Source organism: Pseudoalteromonas sp. ATL1 (assembly GCF_058933015.1).
Genome location: NZ_JBZYXL010000002.1, coordinates 1,122,168 through 1,136,571, shown reverse-complemented (window position 1 = coordinate 1,136,571; position 14,404 = coordinate 1,122,168). Strand labels below are relative to the sequence as shown.

The window sequence follows — 14,404 nt, the reverse complement described above, 5'->3', positions numbered from 1 at the left end:
GATTACCATTTTTAAAGCCAGCTTTTGCTGGCTTTTTTGTGTAAAATTTTTACGGTTAGCTGGGAGGTATTCCACATTTTATCCATATTGTTACGATTAAATGGAATAATAATAAAGTGCTAGGTTAACAACCAAAGGAAAATGCGTGATGTGCCAAATGATCGTGGCAAATGAATTGGATTTTATAGAACCCTTGTCACAATGTGACTATGATCTAATTCAAGAAGTGGCAAATTGTGGGGATCTTGAAGGCATCCTTACGATGGTGTTATTGGATGACACATTATCTGAGTCGTTACGTGAACAAGTACGGCTGCAGCTTGCCGGTCTCAAAGCTAAATAGAAGGCCATACACACAGCCATGCAACACATTTTAATCGTTGAAGACGACTACGACATTGCTGAGCAAGTTATCTTATTTTTTAAAGCATCGGGGTTCGATACAACTCACATCGCCGATGGGGCGTTAGTTGTGCCATGGGTTGAACAAAATCAACCTGATGCAATCGTCATGGATATTATGCTACCAAACCAAGATGGTGTTGAGTGCATGAAGCAAATTCGCCAGTTTTCTATGGTGCCGATTATTATGGTCACTGCAAAAGTCGCAGAAGCCGACAGGCTAAAAGGGCTTGAATTTGGCGCAGATGATTATATGTGTAAGCCTTTTAGTGCAGCAGAGCTGGTAATGCGCATTAAAGCCATTTTAAGACGCTGTACCCCGCAACCTGAGGATGCCAAGGCGGTTGTTGTTGAGCCTAGTAGCTTGACGGTCAAAATACACGGGGCGCCTTTAAGTCTCACTAAGGTTGAATTTGATGTGTTTGCTTTATTGTATAATGCACCTAGTCGCGTATTTTCTCGGCAACAGATCTTAGATAATGTGCAGCCCGACAACTTTGATATTTCCGATCGCGTTATCGATAGCCACATCAAGAACATTCGTAAAAAGATCAAGCAGCTTGGTGCATCTCCTAAATTGATCGGATCTGTGTACGGGGCTGGATATCGTTTCGATCGTGAGCAGCTATCTTAATTGGGCAAATCCTCTTTTGTGCAGCTGAGGTTAGTTAGTGCGTGTTTTTGCTCTGTGGGGTATTATCAAGTATATGAATACTCTCAATGAGATAGGCTATGCTTGAGACCGTTATTTCACAGCTTAGTTGGATACATCTTGTGATGTTTGGTGCCGGTACCGGCGTGTTTGTTCCTTGGTATCGATCACAGCAACAAAAACTTAAGTCGCAACTGGCTTTGATGGAGCAAAAACTGGCACTTCAAGCTGAACAAGCTGACTCTACTACTCAACAAACCTCACAACTACAGGCTGATAAGCTTGAGCTTCATGGACTGTGTCAGCAGTATCAAGCCCGTTTGGCGGAAAAACAAAACCAAGCCGAGCAGTATCAACGTCTATGGCAACAAAGCGAACAATCATTAGCGCGAACGCAAGAGCAAGCTCACGGGCTTGAAATAGAACTCACCGATCTCAAAACTACCTTTGAGCAGAAGCAATTAGCGTTTGATGAGCAAATTGCACAGCTCGAAAAATCAAAGCAGATCCTAAAGCAAGAGTTTCAAAATATTGCCAATCAAATCTTTGATGAAAAAACAGCGCGCTTCAATGTGCAAAGCCAAGAGCGGATCAGCCAACTGTTACAACCCATGCAAGGGGAACTCAAAGGTTTTAGAGACAAAATGGAAGCCATTCACACTGAAGAGCTAAAACAACGGGCTTCATTGAGAACTGAGCTACTGCATTTACAAGCCAATAATAAACTGATCACAGAGCAAGCGGACAAGTTAACGACAGCATTGCAAGGCCAAAAAAAGACGCAAGGCAATTGGGGTGAGCTGATGCTTGAAAATGTGCTCGATAGTGCGGGTTTACGACCGGGTTATGACTATAAACGTGAAGTGTCGTTTACCACAGAGCATGGCAAGTTTCGCCCTGATGTGATTGTTTACTTACCACAAGGAAGGCACCTAGTGGTGGATGCAAAAACCTCCCTCAACGCTTATACCCGCTATGTGAATGCTCAGGATCAAGCGAGTGCAAATGAAGCGCTTGTGGAGCACTGCAATGCGATACAAGCGCGAATAAAGGAGTTAGGCGACAAATCCTACGAGCGATTACCTGGGCTCAACTCACCGGAAGTGGTGATCATGTTTATTCCAGTTGAGTCTGCATTTGTAGAGGCGATTAAACATAACCCTAGCCTCTACCAGCAAGCGCTAGATGTTAACGTACTGGTTGCGACCCCGACAACTTTGTTAACCAGCTTGAATATCGTCAAGCAACTATGGAAGTTTGAAGAACAAAGCAAACATAGCCGCGAACTTGCGCAGCGAGCTGAAAAATTTTACAACAAACTTAATGCCTTTTTGCGCAGCATGGATGGCGTGGGTAAACAGCTAGATAAAGCCAAAGAAAGCTACGATAAAGCCTTTGGCCAGCTATACAGCGGTAAAGGTAACCTCATCAAGCAGGCCTCGGAGTTTAAAGAGCTGGGTGTGTCAGTAACTAAATCTCTGCCCGATGAGCTGGTGGAAAAGTCACGATTGGAACTTGATCAGGCCGATTGAGTTACATTTTTGTCAGCTAGATTCACATTACGTGATATGTGACATACTGTGGAAATGTGAGCGAGTGTGATTAGATGGCTGGGAAAAACAAAACCCCCAAAATTGGGGGTTCTATCAACTGATATTATTTATATTCGGATTGTTGCATTCTGCATAGATGCCATTTCTAGGCGTGCGCACAAATAAATTGATAAACAGATTATACTGACTGACATCACGCCACACACGGTTGTCACGTGATGGGCACAAAGAGCTTTGAATATATTGTGTTAATTGCTCTTCACTCATTGCCAATTCGGTAGGCATTTCGACCAAAACCTTGATGCTTGAGTTGGTAAACTTGGTTTCTCTTAATTGCCAGCTGCCCATGATGAATTGTTTTGAAAAGTAGCGAGAAATACGCGCTTTTTGATCCACTTTTAATTCTGGAAGCTGCCTTTCTTGCGTTGAGTCCAGCACCAGCACCCAAAGCATAGCGATAACACAAAACCCCAATAACATAACTGGAATAAAGGCAATATTGGCTTTGTTTTTAGGTTGAGGGCTTTGTTTTTTGCTGCGTGACTCAACAATTTTAGCCCAGTCTCCATGTTTCATTGTGCGTTGGTTCATTAATCTGTCCTCTCATGTATGTTGCTCATTAAAGACGAACAATGTGGAAGAAAAATGGATCATAATGGAGTTTATGACAGGTCCGAGGTTGTACCTTTATTTGCTTTATTCTGGAGGCCCTTATCAGATGTTGATAAAAATCTGATCTACATTCATATCAATACGCTAGTAATCTATATCTTTAAATTGTTAAGGTTATGATTTTAAATAGATATTTTGTTTTTGGATCATTGTTTTACTGACCGATGTATGATGATACGCAGTGCGTGTAAAAAATGAGATTTATGAGCTTCTAGGTTGCGTTGTTTTATGCTCCGTTAGTCGCTTTCTTGAAACCGTGGTTGTCGTCGTAATAATTTTTTTTGTAAAAAGTTTAGTAAAATAAGGCTTTGTAGAAAGGTGTGACCTACTTTTTGAAAATCGCTGGATGTAAAAATGTAAAGGGGGTTTACAAATTGAAATTTATTCAATAATTGTAATTATTACAATGAGATGATTTGAGTTAGTAAAAATCAGTTTTTTACCTAGTTGAGTTAGTAAAAAATCGGTTTATTACTGTACTGAGTTAGTAAAATGGTGAGTTGTAGGTGCATTAGTTAGTAAAATTTTGGTTTGTATAGCTGCGTAATGGGCTTGAGTATTTGATGAAGAGTAATAATCTCGCTGTAAACAATCATTTTATGTGCTTGAAAGTATAGCTATTCCTCTATTTCGTTGAGTTGATCCTGTATTAGTAAAAACGTGATCTCAGCAATTAAAAACAAAAAGGGCCTGATGGCCCTTAAAAGTAACATCAACTTAAAATCAGAATTGATTCATGGTGTTGGCTTCCCCACCCGCTTTAAGGGCATTTTCACCAGAGAAGTACTCTTTGTGCGTATCACCAATATTTGACCCTGCTAAGTCTTGGTGTTTAACCGATGCTTGTTCACGGCGAATTTCTTGACGTTGAACATCTCTTACATAAGCCAGCATACCAAGTTCGCCAAAATACCCTTCGGCAAGAATGTCTGTGCTGAGCGCTGCCGTGTGATAAGTGGGTAAAGTAATTAGATGATGGAATATACCCGCTTCTCGTGCGCCGTCGCGTTGGAAGTTTTGAACTAATTCATCGGCTGCTTTTGCAAGGTCTGAATTATCAAGCATTGGCGCCATGAGTGCTTTTGCATCCGCACTCGGATCGGGGTATTGGCTCAGATCTCTGCCTTCTTGTTGCCACTGCGCATATACTTGCTCACGGAACTTCAAGGTCCAGTTAAATGATGGTGAGTTGTTGTACACCAATTTGGCATTGGGTACTTGCTCTTTAACGCGGTTTACCAGCTCGGCAATTTGCTGCACATTCGGTTTTTCTGTTTCAATCCAAAGTAAGTCAGCACCAGATTGCAAGCTTGTAATACAGTCTAACACCACGCGGTCTTTCTCTGTTCCTGCTCTGAATTGATATAGTCCGTTGTCGAGACGCACAGGTTTACGTAACTGACCATCGAGCTTAATTGCCATTTCACCATCATTCAGATCGTCGGCACTGTTTACTGGCGTGGTATCTAAAAAGGCGGTGTACTGACTCGCTAAATCCCCCGGCGTTTTTGATACCGGTACTTTTTGTGTCAGACTGGCACCTAATGAATCGGTACGAGCGACGATGATGCCATCCTCGATGCCAAGCTCTAAAAATGCGTATCGTACGGCATTAATTTTTGCCAAAAAGTCTTCATGTGGCACGGTGACTTTACCTGCTTGGTGACCACATTGCTTTGCATCCGATACTTGGTTTTCAATTTGAATGGCACAAGCACCCGCTTCAATCATTTTTTTAGCCAGTAAGTAAGTGGCTTCTTCGTTACCAAAACCGGCATCGATGTCTGCAATAATCGGTACGATGTGTGTTTCAAAGTTATCTATTTTATTAATGATCTCACTGGTGTCTTTGCCTTGCGCTTTTGCTGCGTCCAAATCGCGGTACAAGTGATCTAGCTCGCGCGCATCCGCTTGTTTTAAGAAGGTGTAGATCTCTTCAATGAGCGCTGGGACTGAGGTTTTTTCATGCATGCTTTGGTCTGGCAAAGGGCCGAATTCAGAACGCAGCGCCGCAACCATCCAGCCACTTAAGTATACGTATGAACGCTTAGTGGTTTTTTGGTGACGTTTTACTGCCATCATCATTTGTTGCGCGGTAAAACCGTGCCAACACCCCAGTGACTGCGTGTATTGACTACTATCCTGATCGTAAGCGGCCATGTCTTCACGCATCACCTTGGCAGTATATTTGGCGATATCCAAACCGGTTTTAAAGCGATTTTGCAGATTCATACGACTGGCAAATTCAGGGTTAATTGATTGCCAAGTTTTACCTTGGGTTTGGCACAAAGTCGCGAATTGGTCGAGCTGTGATTGATAGCGAGTCATAGTTAATTCCTTCGAACGGGTTACATATTTTTTAAGTTGTGAGAGTGGCACCCGTGCTCTGTAGCCGGTGCTTAATTACACACTAGGCCTCAAATCTAGATTTTTTAAATTTATAGTTATTATTGTGAGTATATTTTTCGTGAATGGTTTTTGGGGTTTGTTTTAGGGCGAAATACGATATGGTTTATTTAAACCCGTTCAAACTTTACTTAGGAATTCACTATGCAAGCAAGCATGCAAGAAGCTGGGCTGACGATAGATCAGCGCCTTTACGACTTTATCAATCTTCAGGCTTTGCCAGGTACTGGACTATCGCAAAGCGCTTTTTGGCAGGGCTTTGCATGTATCATCGATACGCTCTCACCGATGAATAAAGCGTTGCTTGCAAAGCGTGATTTACTGCAACAGCAAATTGATGTGTTTCATACGCAGCATGCACATTGGAATAGTGCTCAGTATCGGACATTCTTACAAGATATCGGCTACTTAGTGCCTGAACCTGAGCAAGTGAGCATCGATACTGAACTCGTTGAACCCGAGATAGCACTGACCGCAGCGCCGCAGTTAGTGGTACCTGTTAGCAATGCGCGTTTTGCGTTAAATGCCGCTAATGCGCGCTGGGGATCACTGTATGATGCGCTGTATGGTACAGATGTACTCCCTGAACATGACGGTGCAGAGAAAACGGCCCAATATAATCCAGTGCGAGGTTTCAAAGTGATGGCGTATGTTCGCCAGTTTTTGGATAAAGCGCTGCCTCTGAGTAACGGCTCGCACATAGAAAGCACCAATTACGCGGTGCTCAATGGTCAATTGGTGGTGACACTCAACGACTCATCTCAGGTTAAACTGGCCGAAGAGGCACAATTCATTGGTTATCAAGGACAAGCACAAGATCCTAGCGCGATTTTACTCAAACATAACGATCTGCATATTGAGATCCAAATTGATCCCCATAATCCGGTCGGTCAGGCTGATAAAGCGGGCATTAAAGATGTGATACTCGAATCTGCATTGACCACCATTATGGATTGTGAAGATTCGGTTGCGGCAGTTGACGCCGAAGATAAAGTGAATGTGTACCAAAATTGGTTAGGTCTAATGCAAGGCAATTTGGAAGAGTCTTTTGATAAACAAGGGATTGTGGTTAAACGCAAGCTAAACTCAGATCGTATTTTTACTAACTCAGAGGGCGAGCAGATCTCTTTGAAAGGTCGCAGTATGATGTTTGTGCGTAATGTAGGCCATTTAATGACCTCCCCCGCTATTTTGGACAAGCAAGGTGAGCCTGTTTTTGAAGGGATCATGGATGCAGTGATCACTTCGTTGTGTGCTGTCCATGACCTCAGGGGTAATAGCTTAGTAACCAACTCAAGCACACAAAGCATCAATATTGTTAAACCAAAAATGCATGGCCCTGAAGAAGTCGCCTTTACAGTACAGCTATTTACCGAGGTAGAAGCGCTACTTAACTTGCCAGCGAACACGATAAAGTTAGGCATAATGGATGAAGAACGCCGCACTTCTGTCAATTTAAAAGCCTGTATCGAACAAGCAAAATCTCGCGTTGTATTTATCAATACGGGCTTTTTAGATAGAACGGGCGATGAAATTCACACCTCGATGCTAGCAGGTCCGGTATTACCCAAAGGTCAGATCAAAATGCAGCCTTGGATCCAAGCGTATGAAGATCGTAATGTGGATATTGGTTTAGCTTGTGGGTTCAGCCAAAAAGCGCAAATCGGTAAAGGAATGTGGCCAATGCCAGATAAAATGGCGTTGATGATGGAACAAAAACAAGCACATCCAGAGTCTGGCGCAAATACCGCTTGGGTCCCATCACCAACGGCCGCGACATTACACGCAATGCATTATCATTATGTGGATGTATTTGCTAAACAGCAAACACTCATGGGGCGTCAACAAGCGTCGTTGGAAGACTTATTAACGCCGCCTTTGATGCTCGAAAATAATTTAACAAAAGCTGAGATCCAATCAGAACTGGATAACAACGTGCAAGGGATCTTGGGGTACGTTGTGCGCTGGATTGATCAAGGGAACGGTTGTTCAAAAGTCCCAGATATTCATCATGTTGGCTTAATGGAAGATAGGGCGACCTTGAGGATCTCAAGTCAACATATAGCGAACTGGCTCAAACATGGTATTTGCACAGAGACACAAGTACGCAATACGTTTGAGCGTATGGCACATGTAGTGGATGAACAAAATAAACATGACGTGAATTACCAAGTAATGGCTGGCAACGACCACAGTTTGGCTATGCAAGCGGCACAAGCACTCGTGTTTGAAGGGGCTAGGCAGCCAAATGGCTATACAGAGCCGCTGCTGCACGCATATCGATTAAAATACAAAGCGATGACGCATTGATCACGACAGGCCTGAAATTTCAGGCCTGTTTCTTTTTAAGGTTCAAAAATACTTGCTAAGTGACGAAGTTTAAAGAAGTATGGGATAACTGTTTTGTTTATCTTATATGAGGTTTTATGTTTCTCGTCGGCAATAAAAAAAATCATACCGTCGCGGCACTGTTGTTAATGTGTACAGGGTTGAGTGCATCAGCGCAGGCTAATAGCCCAATCGATCTCGCTGAACATAGTATTGCGCAATTACAACAGTTGGTTGATGAAAAGAAGCTGATCTACGAGCAAATTACTGAATATTACCTCGCTCGAATTGAGCAACTTGATGATTCTGGTCCAACACTCAATGCCATTATTAGCGTGAACGAGCAAGCACTGCTAGAGGCCAAACAAAGAGACAAACGCCATGCGACGGTGGCTGATCATAGCCCTTTGTTTGGCATGCCCATTATCCTTAAAGACAACATTGAAACGGCTGGCAATATGCCTACAACCGCGGGTGCCATGGTGCTTAAAAATAATTTTGCTCAGCAAGACGCCGAGTTGGTTTACAAGCTCAAACAAGCCGGTGCCATTATTCTCGGCAAAGCCAACTTAAGCGAATGGGCTAACTTTAAATCAACGCAAAGCTCCAGTGGTTGGAGTGATGTGGGTGGACAAACTAAAAACCCTTACGTACTCAATCGCACGCCTTGTGGCTCAAGTTCTGGCTCTGGCGCTGCCGTTGCCGCGAATATGGCGGTGGCGGCGATTGGCACGGAAACGGATGGCTCAATCACCTGCCCTGCTGCGCACAATTCCCTTGTTGGCTTAAAACCAACGGTTGGCTTAGTATCGGTTAAAGGCGTTGTGCCATTGTCTCATTCACAGGATGCCCCTGGCCCTATGACGCGCACCGTTTCTGATACGGCGATACTTTTGAATGCCTTAGTACAAAACAAAGATATAGATTATCAACAGTTTTTAAACCCAAAAGGTCTTGCTGGCAAACGTATTGGCATAGCTCGTAACGTCAGTGATTTTAATCCAATTGCCAGTAACGCCTTCGCGCAAGCAATTAGCATAATGAAACAGCAGGGGGCCGAAATTGTTGATAATCTAACGCTTCCTCATCAAGAAGAAATTAGTCAGGCTGAATTTGATATTTTGCTGAGCGAGTTTAAGGATGATGTGAATACCTATTTGGCTAACACACCTGAACAGGTGAGTACAAAATCTTTAGAGCAAGTTATACGTTTTAACCAATCGCATCAACAGGGGAGTGACTTTAATCAAGGGTTATTGGAAATGGCGCAACAAACCTCGGGCATAAAGAGTGAACGCTATAAAGCAGCCAAGACACTTGTTAGCGAAAAAGCGCGTGAAAAAGGGATTGATGCGCTGATACAACAACATCAGTTAGATGCCTTTGTCGCGCCAACAAACGGGCCGGCTTGGGTGATTGATACGATAAATGGTGACCATTATACTGGTGCGAGTTCAAGCCCTTCTGCAATTGCGGGTTACCCGATAATAACGGTGCCGATGGCATATCATAAACATTTACCGTTGGGGATTTCATTCTTTAGTGGTGCCTACCAAGAGCACAAATTACTGGAACTGGCATACGCGTTTGAACAGGCTACACAAGTAAGAACAGCGCCAAACTTTCTTGCAACCATAGACAAGTAAATGAGTGTAAAACCCCTTTACAAAACCGCTTTCAAAAGTACGGACAAGGAATCGCTATGATAGAAACACCCGATCTCATCTTAAGAAAAATAACGCCACTCGATTGGCCACTGTTTGAACGTTTACATCACGATGAGCAAGTCATGCGATGGGTGTCCGACTTTATGGATGAGCAGACACTACGTGAAAAATTTACGGAATGTGCGCAAAATAGCAAAGAGTGGCATAAAACTAACATTGGTTGGCTCACACTGGTGATCATAGATAAGCGGTCAAATGAACCCGTCGGGCTCCATGGATTTTGTAGTATGTGGCAACCTTACCAACAAGCTGAGCTAGGTTTTATGCTTTTGCCAGAGTTTCACGGTAAAGGGCTAGCAAAAAAATCAACCCAGGCGGTGATTGATTTCGCATTTGACGAATGTGGTTATCATAAGCTTATCGCAACGGTATCTGAAGGGAATGAAGCATCGTTTGGTTTACTTCGTAAGATGGGGTTTGAGTTAGAAGGTACGCTCAAGCATAACTACAAAATTGGTGACCAGTGGATAAATGATCAGAAGCTTGCATTGTTCGCAAATAGTTGACCCTGAAGGTATTTTAATATTAGGTTTGAAACTTCCTCGCCAAATGACATAAATGGAGTCAATAGTGAAACATAGCATACTTGCGCTTGGCGCGAGCCTTCTCATGGGCGGCGCTGTGGCGGCAGAAAAAACACTTGAGTTACAGGACGTATTTAATCTTGAATATGCCAATCAAATTGAGTTTAGCGATGATGGTAAGTTAATTTACTTCGTTCGCAATAGAATGGATATTAAAACCGACAGAAAGGTTGGTAATATTTGGTCGGTGAACGTTGATAACAATCAATTATTGCCTGTGACAAGCGGTGTGCATGCAGACTATTCTCCTACTTTATCCCCTTCGGGCGATCGCTTAGCCTTTGTTTCAACCCGTGATGGCAGTAGCCAAATTTATGTTAAGTGGTTGGACTCTGGTGCTGTCGCGAAAATTAGTAACTTGTCGCAATCGCCAAGCAGTATTAGTTGGACACCCGATGGCAAACATATTGTGTTTAGCCAGTTTGTGCCAAAAAGTGCCAAGACGCCGGTCAGTTTAAAGGGCAAACCTCAAGGGGCGCAATGGGCTAAACCCCCTGTTTTTATCGATGACGTATTTTATAGATTCGATGGTGCGGGTTATCGCAAAGCGGGGTTCACGCATTTATTTAAAATTGATGCCAATGGCGGCAATGCACAACAGCTGACTTCAGGTGAGTTTGACCATCGTGGCGAAGTCAGTTTTAGTGACGATGGCAAAACACTCTATTTTTCTGCAAACCGACACCCTGAACATGCGCTCAAACCGATGAATTCTGAAGTGTATTCGTTGGATATGAATACGCTTAAAATAAAACAACTGACAGACCGACTGGGTCCAGATGTATCACCTAAAGTATCGCCAAATGGCCGTTTGCTCGCTTACCTTGGCTATGATGATAAAGGAACAAACTACGAGAATCGCGATATTTATGTATTGAACCTTGATAGCGGTGAAACCGAAATCTTGACTGAGAAGTTAGACAGGACCATTGAAACGATTCAATGGGATGATAAGAGCCGAGGTCTTTATTATAGCTATAACACCGAAGGGCAAACGGTGGTTGCACATCAAACGCTCAACGGGGAGGCTAAAGTACTGACCAAGCAAGTCGGCAGTGTGTCTTTTGGTCGTCCTTATTCTGGCGGGGATTTTGACGTAAGCAAACGTGGTGATGTCGCCTTTACACTGGCTGATACACAAAGGCCGGCAGATGTTGCTTTGCTTAAACGTGGGAAAATTGAGCGTTTAACGCAATTGAATGATGATGCTTTGGGTAACAAAACGTTGGGCAAAGTCGAAGAGCTATGGGTTAAATCAAAGCATGATAAATTAGATATTCAAGGTTGGGTTGTCTATCCTCCGGGCTTTGATAGCACCAAGAAATATCCGCTGGTGTTAGAAATTCATGGTGGGCCTGTGGCGAACTATGGACCTCACTTTAGCACCGAGGCACAACTTTATGCCGCAAAAGGGAATGTGGTTTTATACATGAATCCACGTGGTAGTGACTCTTATGGCAAAGCGTTTGCGCAAACTATTCACCACAACTACCCAAGTCATGATTTCGATGATCTAATGACCGGCGTTGATGCCTTGATTGAAAAAGGCTTTATTGATGAGAAGCGTTTATTTGTAACGGGTGGCTCAGGTGGAGGGGTACTAACCGCTTGGACTGTTGGCCATACAGATAGGTTTGCCGCTGCGGTGGTTGCTAAGCCTGTGATCAATTGGTTTAGTTTTGTTTTAACTGCTGATTATTATCCATTTTTTGCTGACTATTGGTTCCCGGGTAAACCATGGGATCATATGGAACATTATATGAAGCGCTCGCCTATTAGCTATGTGGGTAATGTCAAAACGCCTACGATGCTGTTAACGGGTGAAGCGGATTACCGCACACCCATATCGGAAACGGAACAGTACTATCAAGCGCTTAAATTGCAAGGCGTTGAAACTGCAATGGTGCGTATTCCTGATGCATCACACGGTATTACCGCACGTCCCTCGAACTTGATGAATAAAGTTGCCTATATCCAATGGTGGTTTGATAAGCACAGCAACAAGTAAATAGTTGCGCGCAGTTTAGTCAGAAAATGCCAGCCTTATGCTGGCATTTTGTTTGATTGTTGACCTATTCTTAATAAATCAAAGATAACTTACTCGTTAATTGATGTGGTCTTCAGTCAACATGAACGATGATATTTCGTTTTCGGTTCTTCGCTTTTTTAAATGCCTAATCCTTGCGTCACTCCTATTTGTGAGTTCAGTGCATGCAGTGCAATTGTACGTGAATGATGAAAACGATTTGCGGGTTTATCTAAAAGATATACCTCCAAGCAGTATCGCGAACGAAACAAATCTCATGGTGATCGAAGCGCTTGAAGTCAGTTCTTTAGAAATTTTACCAGGCAGTTTTAATCGAGCTGTCAAAGAGATGCGGGAAAGTCAAAGTGCAGTTTGCATGACGAATAAATTAAAAACACCGACCCGCATGAAAGAGTTTTTATACAGTTTACCTATCAATATTTATTTGAGCCGTCGCCTATATCAACGGGCGTCAGCTTTGCCAATAGAAGATGAACTGCTTGATGAGAGTGGAGATTTGCGTTCACTCCCCGTTTTGTTCCAAGCACATCCCGAGTCAATCATAGTGTTAGGCACCTCCATTTCCTATGGCACTTTTTTAGATGCTCAATTGGCCAAAGTCAGTAAAAAGAATAAGTTGCTACGCAACACTAATGATTACTACAACACAATCTACGATATGTTTGAAAAGCAACGGGCCGATTTTTTTCTTGGCTACCCCGCTGATATTTATAGCAATTTACAAAAAAAACAAGCGAATCTTCGTGCCTACTATATTGCTGATAGCCCCAAATTTTCAATAGGCTATTGGATGTGCAATGACACACCGTCTAGTCAACTTTTTATTGGTGAGCTGAATACGCATATAAAGCTTATGTATCAAAGTGCAGACTTTTATCAGGCTCATACCAGATGGTTGCCAGAAGTCGATAAATCGAAAACGACATTGTACTTAAAGGCGTTAATTGACAATTTGTAAGGTGAACTATTGCGTTTGTAGCATAAGTTACTGCGCATTATGCGTAGTTTAACCTATGCTGAAGATAAGTAACTCTTAAGGTTGTTGTTATTTCTATGCCGTTGTTTCTTTTATTCATGATGTTTGTAGTTACTGGTGTTAATGCCGTACAGTTATACATAGATGATGAGAAGGATTTAAACGTTTATCTACATAGAATACCTGCCACTAATATCGCCAATAACACCAACTTATTGTTGCTCGATAAGTTTAAGACTGATGGGCTAACCTTTGTACCAGCTAGTTATAAACGAGCATTACGCGCAATGCGTTCAAGTAAAGATGCGGTCTGTGTGTCTAATCGTATTAAAACACCAGAACGACTCAACGAGTTTTTGTTTAGCTTACCCGTTAATATATACCTCAGTCGCAGATTATATCTGCACGCTTCTGCACCACCGCTACACAACAAATTGTTAAATGAGCAAGGAGAAGTGAAATCCTTACCCCTGATATTCAACCACAATAGCGATGCGTTGATCGTTTTAGTGCCCAGTATGTCTTATGGGCCCTTTTTAGATGAGCAATTAAAAAATATACCGCAGCAGAATAAAGTAGTTCGTGATGGAACGAATCACTACGACCAGACTTATTTCATGTTCAAACGTAATCGAGCGGACTTTTTGCTAGGGTATCCTGCGGAAATTTTTCGGCACAGTCAAAATGAGCTAAGACCCACAAAATTCCGTGTTTATGACATTGAGGGGGCGCCAAAGTATGTGTTAGGTCACTGGATGTGTAATAACAACGAGCACAGTATTGCTTTCATAAAGCAGCTCGATACGTTTCTTAAAGTACTGTATCAGCAAGACTCATTTTATCAGGCTCATTTACGTTGGTTGCCACAAACAGCACAACAAAAAACGCGAACTTACCTTGATGCATTATTCATAAAAAGTAATTAACAAAAATAAATAATTATCGCGACTTGTTTTTCATCCCCATCGCGCTGAGTGGGCCAAAAACTCTAAACTTCAGCAAAAAGTCTGGATTTTCAAGTAAGGGCCCAAAATAAACACAATTGTAACTAAAGTGT

General features: G+C 42.6%; 11 protein-coding genes. 9 read left to right on the top strand and 2 right to left on the bottom strand.

Annotated elements, in window-relative coordinates:
- Window positions 1-148: 148 nt before the first annotated feature.
- The 3 genes from AC5FX4_RS22925 (at window position 149) to AC5FX4_RS22915 (ending at window position 2,586) form a co-directional block, all read left to right on the top strand.
- Window positions 149-343: a hypothetical protein gene (locus AC5FX4_RS22925; RefSeq protein WP_493608731.1), complete on the top strand. Its 195-nt coding sequence runs from the start codon at window positions 149-151 to the stop codon at window positions 341-343.
- Window positions 344-361: 18 nt separating this feature from the next.
- On the top strand, window positions 362-1,036 hold the full coding sequence (locus AC5FX4_RS22920) for a response regulator (RefSeq protein WP_493608730.1): 675 nt from the start codon (window positions 362-364) through the stop codon (window positions 1,034-1,036).
- A 98-nt stretch (window positions 1,037-1,134) separates the two neighbouring features.
- Complete coding sequence (locus AC5FX4_RS22915) at window positions 1,135-2,586, top strand: DNA recombination protein RmuC (protein WP_493608729.1); 1,452 nt, start codon at window positions 1,135-1,137, stop codon at window positions 2,584-2,586.
- 114 nt (window positions 2,587-2,700) lie between these two features.
- Here the strand turns inward: AC5FX4_RS22915 and AC5FX4_RS22910 are convergent, their stop codons facing one another.
- Both AC5FX4_RS22910 and AC5FX4_RS22905 read right to left on the bottom strand, forming a co-directional pair.
- Window positions 2,701-3,198, bottom strand: coding sequence for a hypothetical protein (locus AC5FX4_RS22910; protein WP_493608728.1), 498 nt, complete (start codon window positions 3,196-3,198; stop codon window positions 2,701-2,703).
- An 804-nt stretch (window positions 3,199-4,002) separates the two neighbouring features.
- Window positions 4,003-5,607 carry an isocitrate lyase gene (locus tag AC5FX4_RS22905; protein WP_493608727.1) on the bottom strand — a complete coding sequence of 535 codons (1,605 nt, stop codon included), beginning with the start codon at window positions 5,605-5,607 and terminating at the stop codon, window positions 4,003-4,005.
- Window positions 5,608-5,829: 222 nt separating this feature from the next.
- Here AC5FX4_RS22905 and AC5FX4_RS22900 point away from each other — a divergent pair, with 222 nt between their 5' ends.
- The 6 genes from AC5FX4_RS22900 (at window position 5,830) to AC5FX4_RS22875 (ending at window position 14,273) form a co-directional block, all read left to right on the top strand.
- On the top strand, window positions 5,830-7,995 hold the full coding sequence (locus tag AC5FX4_RS22900; RefSeq protein WP_493608726.1) for a malate synthase G: 2,166 nt from the start codon (window positions 5,830-5,832) through the stop codon (window positions 7,993-7,995).
- A gap of 116 nt (window positions 7,996-8,111) precedes the next feature.
- On the top strand, window positions 8,112-9,659 hold the full coding sequence (locus AC5FX4_RS22895; protein WP_493608725.1) for an amidase: 1,548 nt from the start codon (window positions 8,112-8,114) through the stop codon (window positions 9,657-9,659).
- 56 nt (window positions 9,660-9,715) lie between these two features.
- Window positions 9,716-10,246 (top strand): GNAT family N-acetyltransferase, encoded by a 531-nt coding sequence (locus AC5FX4_RS22890; RefSeq protein ID WP_493608724.1) that lies wholly within the window; start codon window positions 9,716-9,718, stop codon window positions 10,244-10,246.
- 52 nt (window positions 10,247-10,298) lie between these two features.
- Window positions 10,299-12,332 carry a S9 family peptidase gene (locus tag AC5FX4_RS22885; RefSeq protein WP_493608723.1) on the top strand — a complete coding sequence of 678 codons (2,034 nt, stop codon included), beginning with the start codon at window positions 10,299-10,301 and terminating at the stop codon, window positions 12,330-12,332.
- Window positions 12,333-12,552: 220 nt separating this feature from the next.
- Entirely contained in the window at window positions 12,553-13,329 is a 777-nt protein-coding gene (locus tag AC5FX4_RS22880) for a hypothetical protein (RefSeq protein WP_493608722.1), read from the top strand.
- 95 nt (window positions 13,330-13,424) lie between these two features.
- Window positions 13,425-14,273: a hypothetical protein gene (locus AC5FX4_RS22875; RefSeq protein WP_493608721.1), complete on the top strand. Its 849-nt coding sequence runs from the start codon at window positions 13,425-13,427 to the stop codon at window positions 14,271-14,273.
- Window positions 14,274-14,404 lie beyond the last annotated feature (131 nt).

Bases quoted from the DNA above. Each gene is read 5' to 3' on its own strand.
- AC5FX4_RS22885 (WP_493608723.1), top strand. From the start codon at position 10,299: ATGGAGTCAATAGTGAAACATAGCATACTTGCGCTTGGCGCGAGCCTT.
- AC5FX4_RS22905 (WP_493608727.1), bottom strand. From the start codon at position 5,607: ATGACTCGCTATCAATCACAGCTCGACCAATTCGCGACTTTGTGCCAA.
- AC5FX4_RS22890 (WP_493608724.1), top strand. From the start codon at position 9,716: ATGATAGAAACACCCGATCTCATCTTAAGAAAAATAACGCCACTCGAT.
- AC5FX4_RS22900 (WP_493608726.1), top strand. From the start codon at position 5,830: ATGCAAGCAAGCATGCAAGAAGCTGGGCTGACGATAGATCAGCGCCTT.
- AC5FX4_RS22915 (WP_493608729.1), top strand. From the start codon at position 1,135: ATGCTTGAGACCGTTATTTCACAGCTTAGTTGGATACATCTTGTGATG.
- AC5FX4_RS22920 (WP_493608730.1), top strand. From the start codon at position 362: ATGCAACACATTTTAATCGTTGAAGACGACTACGACATTGCTGAGCAA.
- AC5FX4_RS22895 (WP_493608725.1), top strand. From the start codon at position 8,112: ATGTTTCTCGTCGGCAATAAAAAAAATCATACCGTCGCGGCACTGTTG.
- AC5FX4_RS22875 (WP_493608721.1), top strand. From the start codon at position 13,425: ATGCCGTTGTTTCTTTTATTCATGATGTTTGTAGTTACTGGTGTTAAT.
- AC5FX4_RS22910 (WP_493608728.1), bottom strand. From the start codon at position 3,198: ATGAACCAACGCACAATGAAACATGGAGACTGGGCTAAAATTGTTGAG.
- AC5FX4_RS22925 (WP_493608731.1), top strand. From the start codon at position 149: ATGTGCCAAATGATCGTGGCAAATGAATTGGATTTTATAGAACCCTTG.